This window comes from Chitinivibrionales bacterium, assembly GCA_014728215.1.
Lineage (GTDB): Bacteria > Fibrobacterota > Chitinivibrionia > Chitinivibrionales > WJKA01 > WJKA01.
Window position 1 is genome coordinate 62,211 of record WJLZ01000126.1, and the last position, 13,262, is coordinate 75,472.

Below are 13,262 nucleotides of genomic sequence, written 5' to 3' on the forward strand. Positions count from 1 at the left end.
TTTGAATAATTCCAATATATATATGGCTATTTTTCATTTCCATAACAATCTCCAAAAATATGCAAATCGGCTACATCTATACATTGTATCCCTGAACTTCCGGGTACCAGATCTAAATTTAATTCCCATACCCATCCGGCATCATCCTCATCAGATCCCCATGCATCGCCAAAGGCATTCAAATCATTGACATCCACGCATTGAGAACCATCGCTAACAAAATCACCGCATAAGACACCGTCTGTTTTTACCACGATCCCATTGGTATCGGCAACAAGCAATGAAATGAACTGCCCCGAAGCATTATATGATCCGGCAAGTGTGCCCTTTCCCGCTGCCCTTATGGGCATTCCCGCCGACATTACCACGCCCCGGTACATGTACGTACCCGCAGAGGTCTGCTCATACCAGACAAGGGTATCGGAGGCCGAGGTGATACAAAGATCGGAATATTCATCACCGGAGAGCTCCACTATCAGGGGCGCTGCGCTGTCGCCAGCCTGGATCGCCAAACCATCAAAGGTCTGTACTGCCACGGGAGTATCAAAACCGTTTCCGTTATTGCCTATCATCTTTATCTCACCGGTCGCGTAGCCGCAGATAAAATCAGGATCATCATCGTTATCATTATCGAAACAATCAAATCCAGTCAGATCATCCCCGCAGTTCACAAGGATCTGCCCACTTCCAAAGGTCATGCTTCCCTGGTTATAGTAAATCGTGACATCGCCATTTGAAACACCGGCAAGAATATCCGGTTTGTTATCATCGTTCCAGTCTGCGATACGGATGCACTGCAGGTCGGAAGTTCCCAGATCGATATCGGAGGAGAAGATAAGGTCATTCCCATTATTTTCGTAAAAATGGATTAACCCCGAAGTAACGCCCGCCAGCAAGTCCACATCACCGTCACGGTCGATATCATCCCGAACAACCGATGCATACTCATTCAGATCGATTATTGACCCGTTGGATGTGAGGGTATCCTTTTCTCCAAAGGTTATCCGGACCGCATCATGCATGGTTACGGTAACCGTGGTATCCTGTCTCTCAAGCAGGAGGGGTATATATTCGGTTCTTTTACCGGGATCCCGAAGAACGAGCAGGTGATTACCCGGGTTTACATCAGTAATAACACCGCTTCCATCGAGCATCTTATCGCCCTGCCAGGCACTCGTTCCATAAAGGAAAGCTCTCCCATTCTGCGAAATACCATTTACCGTAATATCGGAGAGCGACTGCGATCGTTCACTTTCCGCCGGTCCGGTATCGGTAGAAAGATGGGCCGGAAAATCGGCGGTATTGAGTGCGATCATTACCCGGTCGACCTGCCAGCCGTCCTCACGCCTCCGGATCTGAACCGTATGCGTTCCAGCATCGAGATATCCCAGAGGATTCGTTCCGTGAAACCAGTTCCAAGAAGAAACGATTTGCCAGAAATCACCGGCACAGGCCATGATACCATCAACCCCGTGTTTGGCCGAATTACTTCCACCGTCGGGAGCCCGGTATCTGACCGCAATATGATAGGTCCCGGGAGTAGAAATATGAACATCCCAGGCAAGCTCGCAATTGGCATCCCAGGTATCATCCCCACCGCCGGTTCCATCAGGTACCTCCATGTATCCATCGCCCATATAATCGGCAACCGCGGTCGCTTCAATCCAGTTCGTGACATCGTATCGTTGGTCAACCCGGTGTGCATGCTCGGCTTCCATGACACAGGTTCCATGCTGTTCTAAAAACAGACCGGCCAGGACCTCTCCAACAGTGATATAGACCGGATCCGAGACCGTGCTCGCCCCCAGATTGTCAACGGCCTCGGCTGTAAGCGTATAACTTCCCGACAGGGGCCCGGTCCAGGTGAAGGAGTAGGGCGCCGTGTTATCGGTCCACAGAAGCGTGGATCCTTCATAAAATTCCACTACAGTAACGGTTCCGTCGATATCATCGGCTGTTGCCGTTATATTGATATCCGAACCAGAGGAGGAGGTACTGTAATTTTCCGGCGAAGTAAGTACCACGGTGGGTGGCTGATTGACCCCTGAGGGGACATATTTCAGATTATCAGGAAAAAGAGGCATTATATGGTCGATCTCTTCCCACCAGGTATGCTCATATTCAAAGCGCCGCTCATGCCGCCAGTTGCCGTTCTGTAATTCATCCAAAAAGTCATTCATCCGGTAGGTGGCATGAATATTCTGATCGAGAAGGCCGGTTAATTTATCTGCCGCCCCGGCGTAGCCTAGTTCGTTGAGCACGGTCCAGGCCTCGATCGACCCGGGATTGTTTTCCACTGCAATCAGCGCATCGTCGATGTCGTTATTCAGCCAAGCGCGCATGAGCCGCGGTCGAAGTGCATTGGGGCGCTGAGCAAGAAGCTCATCAAGCTCCGCAAGGGCAAGTGAGGGGGTGCCGTCTTTGATATACTGGAGTGCCTTGAAATAGTTACCCTCGATGGGGGTATTGCTGAAATCACCGCTTCCCGTTGTTTCCAGGTCCATAAGTGCCTGCAGATAGGCAGTCTGCTGAGGACGGCGGTCACCGATGGAATCACAGTATCTGGCCACGACATCAAAACCACCGTGGCGATAGGCGGCATTGGCCATGGAAACAAGAATATCGGGATCATCGGCCGAAGTAATATTTTCAACCGCCAGCAGGGATGCCAGACTGCTGAGTACCCGGGTTTTAGCCGCCACATCCTCGAGTTCATAATTCAATCCATGCGATGCATCGAGGGGAAGGTGGTGCGCAAGATCGGAGCGTTGCGCACTCTCCCGGAGGGCGGCCCAGTCGGCGCTGTTGTCCTCATAGACAAGAGGGAGCTGCACGTTACAGAGTTCCTCGCCACCAGCCGTGATCCGGAGACCGTGAGTAAAGGAACCGGTCAGCACGATACCGGGGCCCACCAAGCTGTTTTCCAGAATTGGACTGGATGATTCGTTGTACTCATACACGGTAATACTATTGTCGTAAGGTGCGGTCAAACTGAATGTGCCGCCCGAGACGCCGATTGCAATATGGTCATTGGCGTATTCACACAATCCTATCCCACGGGCCATATAATACCGGTATTCGAGATCATTGGTCTCAAAGGTTTCGACAAAATCCTCGGGAACTTCGAACACATTATTGGTAGACCCCCACAACTCATAAGGGTCAGAATTATTAGCATGATTATAAATCTTGCACCCCGGATATTTCACCGGATCGGCTATGCGAAGATGATTTGCATCAGGAGAAGGATACCAGGTACCGGCAAAGGGATACTGAGGATTCAAGGCGAAATAGGAACCATACTGCTCAAGTGCCTCCTGGGGGTTGTCAAGGGGACCATCATTTTCGATATCCCATATCTCTTCTGCAAAATGGGACAACGCCCATTTTGTGGGAAACAGCCATTGTCCTCCGGCACCATAAACATCAGGGTAACAGGCGTTGTTCCATATCCGATCATTTCTCCGCAGAGGGTTCGGATTCTCGGCGATATACCTGACTTTGAAATCGGCGTGTCCCGGCTCGAGTGTTACAATAGAGGTAAGATTTTTATCTCCATACTTTCCCAGAAAACCGGCGTCTTCCTGATTCTGGTGTTCTTCGAACCGCATATTCATAACAATATCCACACTGCCGTCATCGTTATTTTCGATATAGTATCCTGCCTTGTAATTGAGTTCGCCATTGAGATCGATCATGCCGGTTGAATTTTCAACATAGGGGAAGCTTGGTTTCACTCCTCCGAAATTCTGCGCAAAGGGAACCGGATTTACCGGATCGGAATATTCGGCGAACATTTGCCGCCCGAGAGCTGTCGACTTGTCAAGCGCCCGGAGTATACGCATGCCGAGATCGGGAGAAACAACAACCTCAACATATCCGTTGTCAAGTTTCAGGGTATTGAACGACCGGTTGACCGTTCCGCCGTTACCGGTAGAAAGATAGGTTGCATTCTGACTGCTGTCGGCCCAGAGAATGTAATAGCTGGTATTGAGGGTGGGAACGAGAAAATCGGCCGATTCGGTTCCTTCAACAACCGACACCCGGACATTCACCGCTACCGTATCAGTATCAGCAGCGTTCCCATCGTTAACCTCGAGCTGAAAAACATACCGTCCATGCCGGTCGGCAGTGAAAGCCGGCTGGGCAGTATGAGCGCCGGTAAGGGACACGGCTGGTCCGCTGATTTGCGACCAGGAATAGCTGAGCGGTTGCGGATCGACAGACAGGCTCCCATCCAGAGTAACAGGGGTATTGAGGTCGACCGTGCGGTCATCACCGGCATGAGCGACAGGATCCTGTCCGGTCATATACGGGCTTTGAACTCCTCCAATTTCCACCGACCCGTTTTGCGGCAGATCCGAAACGGTTCGAGCGATCATTATCTTGTCAATGCCAAGGCCGTCCTCGCGCCGCCTGATATGGACCGAATGAATGCCTGCCGACAGATATCCGATCGAATACGATTGACACCATGCCCAATCGGTTGATACCCATTCGATTATACGGCTTCCATAGGGTTTGCCATCGATACCAAGCAACGCTGAATCATGACTTGAGGTCGGAGCTTTCCGGCGTGCGGCCAGGAAATAATAGCCGGGAGTGGTAATGTAAACCTCGAAAACCATTTCGCATCCGAAATCCTGCGTGCCGCTCCCAAGTGATGAATTCCCGGCGAGCATATAAGCGCCGTTTCCGCAGGCAGGATCGGCCCACTGCGCCCATTGAGTATCATCATTGCGCGCATTCAGATACGAACAATTCTCCGCCTCCATTATGCAGGTTCCATCAGTCTCCAAAAAAGGATACAATCCTTGTTCCAGCACCCGGACCAGCACGCTGTCGGACACCGCCGATCTACCCTCGTTGTCAATAGCCCGGGCGGCATAGGTATAGGTTCCCGGAGTGAGCCCGGTCAGTGAATGCGAGTACGGTTCGGTAGAAACCTGATCCAGGAGTGTGGATCCCTCATAGAGCTCGATATATGCTATGGAGCCGTCACTGTCGATTGCTTCTGCAGTGAGTGTGATATCGGCAGGAGCGGTATACCAGCTACGATCAAGCGGCGAGAGAATCGTAACCTCAGGTGGCAGATTGCCCACTTCGATCGTCACCGATTCGGAAATTCCTTCATTGAGGTTGATATCGATTGCTTTGGCCGTGATTGCATAATTGCCCGCCGAAAGACCCGTTATGAGCCATTCATAGGGTGCTTCGCTGTCTTCGCCAAGTTTTGATCCGTCGAGATAAAACGCTACTTTGTTAATAGTATTCTGAGAAAAAACAACCGTCGTTACCGGAATGTTCACTCCGGGAGAAACGATCCCGCCATCGACCGGAGATGTAACGGCAATACGGGGCGTTGTTTCGTTGAGTACCGGGACAAGACCATTATACCACCGACCGGCCATTTTATGGGCTCCCGAAGAATCGGTGACACTCCCGCAGGGAGCGTAATCGTCAGGATGCACCATATCGCTGTTCTGGTCGATGAGGATTACCGGTGAATTGACCGTTGTTTTGGCCGATGCCAGTGAAGCAATCCTGGTATTCAGTGTTGACGGATCGTAGGGTGATGGCATGGGAATGATCTGCGCCAGGAGCACGACAATCACCGGATTGACCGACCGTAACGAATCGATCAGTTGCCCGATTTCTGCAGCAGTATTATCGGCATCGTACCGGTCTGCGAGCAGATCCACAAATCCCAGGTGAATGAGTGCGATATCGGGTTGTGTTGCACGGGCCCACGTGCCGATATACGGAAAAAAGGCTTCGGTACCCCAGTGCCAGTGGCCTTCATGCTCAGGATCCGGCAATGAATCCAGGGGTGTTGGCGAACAATACAATGTATCATGGCTGCCGACAAAATCGAAACCGACCCCACCGCCTGTCAACATATGATACAGGAAATAACGATAGGTATACGTTACAAACTGGGCATGGGTGCTGGAGCTTCCGATCGGCATGATTCTCACCGGCCTGTCCGATGCGAAGGAATGACCGGCTGCACAAACGAGCATAACCAGTACCAGCAGACAATTGAAAGCAATCTTGCCGGTACGTGAATTTTGTATTTCTTTTAAACTCTTATTTCTCATTTCCGTAACAATCACCAAAAGTCCTGAGATCCATTGCATCGATAGTATGCGTACCCGATCCGTGGTTTGAAAGATCGAGATTATAGTTCTAGTTCCAATTGCCGTCGGTTTCGGAAGTTTCCCAGGCATCGCCAAAAGCATCGAGGTCGTATGAATCAATCCTGTTATTACCATCCACAACAAAATCTCCCCTGAGGGACCCGGCGGCTTTCACGGCCGCGCCGCTGTTATCGGCGAGTAGTAGCGAAATGAACTCGTTGACAGGCCCATACACCGACGATATCGCTCCCCTTCCGGAACATACCAGTGGTTGACCTCCGGCATTCACCCCGCCCGCAGATCGAAACGTGCCGTCATGTCCTTGAACAAACAAAGTTACATTCCCCGAACCATCGGCGACGCAAAGGTCATCATCGGTATCGCCGTCGCTATCGATTGCCAGTGGTGCGGCATACGAAGCAACAGTAATATTGCCGCCTCCGGCCAGTTGCGGGACAAACGTTCCATTGAGCGATTGCGCAATTTCGATTGTGCCGTCTGTATACCCGAGAACATAATCGGGGTTGTTGTCATTATCAAAATCAAGCAGGTCAAAACCGCTCAGACCGGTTGCGGCGGAATAGAGCCCGATACTTGCGCCGAAAGTAAAGCCTGCTCCACCGGGATAATAAGCAATCGCTCCGGTGCTCCAACCGGCAATAATATCAAGCCGGTTATCATTATTCATGTCCCCGATCCGGATGCACTGAAGCCCTGTGGTGCCAAGATCGAACGATTGCTCCAGAATGCAATTATCATCTGCATTCTCATAATAGTCAACTATTCCGCTGTTTTTTCCAAACATGAGATCGAGATCGTCATCCTTATCGAAATCTCCCATGGCTGCGCTGATAAACTGCCCGGCATTGAGCGGCAAGCCGTTCGATTGCAGCGCGGTGGGAGTTTCAAGTTGCACGGCAACAGATGCACGCAAACCGACAGCAATATCGCTTGACTGATTCGCCCCAACCGTAACCGGCACACACTCCCTCCGCTTGCCGATTTCGGCAATCGACATGAGATAATTTCCGGGATCGATATCCGCAATCACCCCGGAACCATCACGGACCTTCTCACCATACCATCCACTCGATGCATACAGGTAGACTCCGGTTTCGCTGCTCACCCCGGTCAGGCTGATACTCCCCTTCGCAGCATCATTGACCGTGATTGTCATGGGATCGCTGTCGGAAAGCAAGCCATCATCGGCAGTGAAAGTGAGATTCCAGATGCCGCTCTTGTCGAATTCGGGAGTCCAGAAAAAACCACCGTTGCCATTACCGCTATCGATAAAAACCGCTCCCATCGGGAGGTTCTGAGCAACAAGCGAAGGAACTGTGCCGTCGATATCGCCGGCTTCAACTGCAAACGAGAGTTCAGAGCCTTCATCGATAACCCGATCGGCAACCGGCTGTATCACCGGCGGATCATTGACCGGAGTAATTGTAATTGTAAATGTTTGGGGCTGCGTGCTGTCGATGCCGCTATGGGCAGTACCGCCATTGTCCCGCAGGATTACAGTAATACTAACATCCCCGAATGCATTAGCGGCCGGAGAAAAGGTCAGGTCCCCGGTTGAAATATCTACTGATGGCTGCTGGAAAAAAAACACAGGATCATCTGTAGTGAGTTCGAAATTCATTGTCTGCCCAAATTCGTTTGCAGGACCGGCAATTACACCGGTAGCCCAGCCATCAACAGTTACCAGGCGGGCATCTTCGGCGCATGAAACTTTCTGCCCCATTGTAAAAGCGGGGGCATCGTTGACCGGCTCGATGCGAAAAATTGCAGTATCATGATCAGCAAGGGCATACGCTGATGTAAATGTCACAGAAAGCAGGAGGATGCCAAGGGCAAAAACCGGCAGGAATTTAACGGTGAGTAATCGGTGGGAATTTTCTTGCATAGATAAGATTTGTATAATATAACGAATAAAACCGCTTTTTTCTTCTAAAAATTCATTTTATTTTTATCGTGCATGCTCCCAGCAATCACCGAGAATCCTAAGGTCCATAATATCAATAACTTGCTTATTAACAGCATTATATTTTAAATCGAGATTGCATTCTTTCTGTGCCTGGTTCCAAGTGTCGGGCGTTGCACCCCATGCATCTCCAAGTATCGACAAGTCGGCTGCACCGACAATACCGTCTTTATCGATATCCCCCCTCAGGAGCGGAGGTATTCTGCAGACGGTCCCGCTGTTCTCAGTAAGCACCAGTGAGGGAAATTCGCCCGGTGCACCGTATATCCATGAAGCAGCCCCTCTCCCGGCAAGCGTCAACGCCTGTCCCGCGCTGTTGACCGGACCCCGGAAAATACAGGCGCCGTCCGGAAGCTGCTCATACCAGACTGCGGTATCGGTTTCCGATATGACCACCATATCGGGATATATATCTCCTGTCAATTCCATTACCATCGGCGATACGCTGTCTGATGCGGTGATTATTCCGCCGCCATGCAGGAGGAGATTTGCCGGCGACTCCCACGAAAGGCCATTGTAAACCACAGTCTTGATTTCCCCGTTGGCATAACCGCAAATAAAATCGGGAACATTATCGGCGTGAATATCGGTGATATCAAAACCGGTCAGCTCCGCGCCCACTTCAAAAATCAGCTCGCCGGGTGAAAAAAGCAGCGGTCCGTAGTTGTAATGAACCCTGATCGATCCTGCTCTATCACCGGAGAGAATGTCCGGCCTGTTGTCATTGTTCCAGTCTGCTGTGCGGATGCATTGAACATTTGCGATTGCGAGATCGATATCAGTGTAAAAGAGAAGATCGGCGCCATCATTCAGGTAGTATCTAACTACCCCCGATTTGAGCGCCGAAAGCAAATCGAGATCGCCGTCACGATCGATATCTTCGAAAACAGCCGAACAGTACTCGCCGACCGAAAGCGGGACCCCACCGGTTGTCAAGGTCTCTTTTTCTGCAAACGACAGATCGACCAGGTCTTTCAAGGCTAATGAGAGTGTCGTGTCGTTGCCGCTGATAAACAGGGGGATATACTCGGTCCTTTTGCCGGGCTGCGATACAACAAGCATATGATATCCGGGGGAGACATCCGGAATGGTTCCGCCCTGATCGAGTTTCTGTGCGCCGATCCAGCCGCTTGTTCCATAAAGGAAGACAGTGGCTTCTGAGGATATTTCCCCGATCGAGACATTGTTTCCCGGCACATTGCCGACCGTTATGGTTATCTGCTCGCTGTCCGACGAAGAAGCGTCAGAGGCATAGAAAGTAATGGGATACGATCCCGATTGCGTATAGTCAGGTGTCCAGTAGAAATCCCCGGTGCCGTCGCCGTTGTCAAAAAAATATGCTCCTGAAGGAAGCGCACCGGTGCTAAGCTGAACAGCGTCATTGTCGGGGTCGGTTGCCGAGACAGAGAAATGCGCCGATACTCCTTCTGAAAGGGTTTTATTCCCGATAGCGGCCAGTTCCGGGGCCTGATTTCCCCCGGTGACAACAGGGAGCATGGCTCCATAAAACGCCATACCGATTTTTGCATAACCCGCACTATCCGGCTGGAGGTTGTCTGCAAGGTCGGTTACCCGGTCCATGGCATTGTAGGCATCGACAAAATGAACAGAATGCCCCAGTGCCTGCCGGTCGGAGACAATCCCCGGAATGTATGAATTGAGTTCGACTGCCTCGGCATTGAGCCCGTCATTCTGACACGGCGGTACAGTGGCAAGAAACAGATGTGTCGCAGGCGTAAACACCGGACGAGCGAGGATTTCGTCAACCAGTAAATCCAGGCTGTTTACCATTGTGCTCATGGATATTGATGCGTTTATATCGTTCGTGCCGATCATGAGCATGATAATGTCGGGTGGTGATGCAGCAAACCAGGTGTCGATATTATTCCGAATATCGTTGATTGTATACCCACCCCATCCCTCATGTTCGAGATCATAGCCGTGTTCAATCATCTGGTCTTCAGTATAGGAAGTTCCGATATTCGGCCCGGGACCATGGGAACCGCCGACAGTTGTATCGGTACCCACAAAGTCCATGGCAATACCGAGGGTGTCATGGATACGCTGTCTGATTATCGCTCGGTAAGTATAACCGTATTTGCCCCTGGTATTCGAATCACCGAGCGGCATTATCCGCCAGAGGGTATCGCAGACAATGAGATCGGTTTTTATTTCCTGATCGGTTCCTCCCGGCCCCTGGGCAATCAGGGAAACAGAATAGGTATCGGTTGCGGCATAGGTATGCACCGGGTTCATGCCGGTGCTCGTTTGTCCATCACCGAAATCCCATAGCCAGGAATCGACCGTCCCTCCTGAATTGGATACCGAAAAAGAGACGGTGAGTGGAACGCGCCCATGCCTGCGGGAAAGAGCAAAATCAATCTGCGGTGCAGGTTCCGAATTTGAAATTTGTTGACTTTCAGCCGGTCCCCCCTCCAGAGAGCGGTGGCCGGGCAGGTCCGCTTGATCGAGGGCAATGGCCAGGCGATCAAACTTCCAGCCATCCTCACGTCTCCGGATATTTATCCGGTGAATACCCGCACTCAAATCTCCCAGAGTCTGGCCATCGTTAAACCAGATCCAGTTCGAACTCCCTTCCCAGAAGGTCTTCTCGTTAATCACCGTTCCATTGCCCCCAACCCGGGCGGAATTATCATACCCATTGAGTGCCAGCATCCGTACGGCGATAGAGTAGGTACCGGGAGTGCTGATTTGAACATCGTATGCCACTTCGCAGGCATTGTCCCAGGAGCTGTTGTCGGGAGCTGTGTTATTCGGCACGACCATATAGCCGTCACCTTCATAGCCGGAAACCAGCGTGCTTTCTACCCAGACCACCTCGTCGGCACGCTGATTGAGTTCGGTATAATGCTCCGCCTCCATGACACAGATACCGTTTTCCTCGATAAAGGTTCCCGCGGTTGCGGATTCAAGGATAAAGGACGCCTGGGAATTCGGTGTTATCACGTTTCCTGCTATGGAACGGTCTCGAATGTCATTGACCGTGAGACTATAGGACACATCCGGAATCAGCGAACCGGTTGTCAGAATCACACTTTGGGAATCATCCTGCATAACCGCACCGCTTACCGAGACAAAATTATCGATCTCGTAGTTCGATATATCTTCACCGCTTGGCCGGGTAATTTCTTCACTGAATTCCACCAGGACTTCATGGACATTTAAAGCGGAGACCGAAAGAATTCCGGGAGGTGTCAGATCCGGGGTTACCACAAAGGAAGCCATCGTCGTCAAACTGGTATCGCTCCCGTCATCAAGAAAGGTGCGGACTGCCAGTTCCAGAGAAGTATCGCCTTCGAGGTAAAAGGGCGCCTGATAGAGCGAATCATCAGTCGTGGGCACGCTTCCGTCGAGAGTATAATAGAGCGATGCGTTTTGAGCGGAAGTAGAGCATGTTACCGTTACCGAATCGACAAAGGCGCCCCCCATCGGAATAATGCGGGGATTGATAGTATGGTAACTCTCGACAGCCGCAAACCAGGTGTTGGCCATCTTTTCCTGTCCGTTAAGATTAGGATGGAGGCCGTCTTTGTAATCACCGTCGGGTGCAACAATATACTCGAGGGCATTGTACTGATCGACAATAATCACCGGTGACCGGGCAATGCTCTTTGCGTTTCCATAGAAGCCAATGGAATCATTCAATACCCGCACCCAGTCATCAAAATAGGCAGGGATTATCTGCGCTAAGAACACAACGATATCCGAATTGACACTTCTGAGGGTGTCGATAATGTTCATCAGTTCAAGAGAAGTCTTATGGGCGCAGGTCTCTGCGGTTTCTCCGTGGATATCGTTATCATAACCGATATCGTTGGTCCCCAGATGGATGAGTGCCATATCCGGATTAGTCGCCCGTGCCCAATCGCCAATTTGTGTTAAAACCTCATCCGACCGAATTCCCCATGTGCCCTGGTGGTCCTGATCGAAATCATAGGGTGACGGCCCATCTTTGGTGCCATACTTTGTCCCCACAAAATCGACATCATAGCCGTTGTCGATGAGCAGGTGCCATAAAAAGTAACGATAGGTTGCATCGCCACCATCGCCTTCGGTGATTGAATTGCCGATCGGCATGATCCTGGTGGGTTGGGCAATAACACCGGTAATAAGGCATATGATCGGGATTAGAAATTTTAATAACAAAGGGTAGTTATTTTGACGCATATGACGCATATATTGAACTGTAGCAGAGTGAAGGTGCTGAATCTCCGATCAATATAATGTATTATAACTCACTATTATAATATTTATTCAGCTAATTCTTGTTACATTTATATTACATTATAATGAATGATTTTTTAAACGCTTAATGCATGAATTGCTTAACATCCAGCATATGAATAACTTAGTTGAATTTTTTATATTTTTTTGCGTATGTGAGCTTCCGAGCCCGGCAAAAGGCGATTCGGTATTCACGAAATACTTTTACACAATCATTGATTAACTGAACAGGGCTGGCAATCGATTTATCGCTTGATCGGCGGATTTCACCCAAGCGTACTGGGCGGGTGATCTGAAAATTGTACATGTCTGAAAAGAGGGTTCTGATATAAATAGTAAATTCTATCTGCCCGGCTTGCTAAAGCGCTTAAAAACCCCGTCGAGCGCATGGTTATTTTCTTAGAACCCCCAAAATGATGGGCAAAACAGGGCGCTAAGAAGTGCTTAAGCGGTTAGAATTTCCCGAAATCGGCGATTGGGAGGAGGAAATGCGGTTTTACATGGTCCGACCCGTTTTAATTCGCGCTTAATTATTGAAAATGTCGGGATGAAAAAGAAAATGAGTCAACGACATCCCCGGAAATCGATCTCTAAAAGACACACGGTATCGCTTACCACCCGGCAGAACGGCGCACTGATTTTTGCCCATTCATTCCCTCGGCATTCCGAAGCCTCTTCGACCACCGTTCCTTGAGCCGGTAACCGAACTCCTTGAGCATATCGATTGTGTCGCACTCTTTCGCCTGCGTTTTTTCGGGCAGATTGTCGATAACCTCTTTTGCCGGCTAAAGAAGCTAACTTCATATTCCATGCTATTGACATACCATTTGCAGACTCTTAACTGCGATGGCTCAAATTGAAGGGCATTCCATGCCCTTAAACCCTGGTAGGAA

4 protein-coding genes are annotated in these 13,262 nt (G+C 50.3%); all 4 read right to left on the reverse strand.

Translation table 11 applies throughout. The features are described from left to right. Positions 1-26: 26 nt before the first annotated feature. The 4 genes from GF401_10240 to GF401_10255 all read right to left on the reverse strand — a co-directional run bounded on the left by GF401_10240 (position 27) and on the right by GF401_10255 (position 13,104). Entirely contained in the window at positions 27-6,284 is a 6,258-nt protein-coding gene (locus tag GF401_10240) for a DUF5107 domain-containing protein (protein ID MBD3345428.1), read from the reverse strand. Next, a complete protein-coding gene (locus GF401_10245) occupies positions 6,190-8,046 on the reverse strand; it encodes a hypothetical protein (protein MBD3345429.1) in 1,857 nt (618 codons plus the stop codon). The genes GF401_10240 and GF401_10245 overlap by 95 nt, the downstream gene beginning before the upstream one ends. Before the next feature lie 63 nt (positions 8,047-8,109). Continuing rightward, positions 8,110-12,321: a PKD domain-containing protein gene (locus GF401_10250; protein ID MBD3345430.1), complete on the reverse strand. Its 4,212-nt coding sequence runs from the start codon at positions 12,319-12,321 to the stop codon at positions 8,110-8,112. 612 nt (positions 12,322-12,933) lie between these two features. Then, the gene (locus GF401_10255; protein ID MBD3345431.1) at positions 12,934-13,104 is read right to left on the reverse strand and encodes a hypothetical protein; all 171 of its coding nucleotides are present in this window, start codon (positions 13,102-13,104) and stop codon (positions 12,934-12,936) included. Between the last annotated feature and the right edge of the window lie 158 nt (positions 13,105-13,262).

Excerpts from the sequence above, each read along its gene's own strand:
- GF401_10245 (MBD3345429.1), bottom strand. The coding sequence starts at position 8,046 with ATGCAAGAAAATTCCCACCGATTACTCACCGTTAAATTCCTGCCGGTT.
- GF401_10250 (MBD3345430.1), bottom strand. The coding sequence starts at position 12,321 with ATGCGTCATATGCGTCAAAATAACTACCCTTTGTTATTAAAATTTCTA.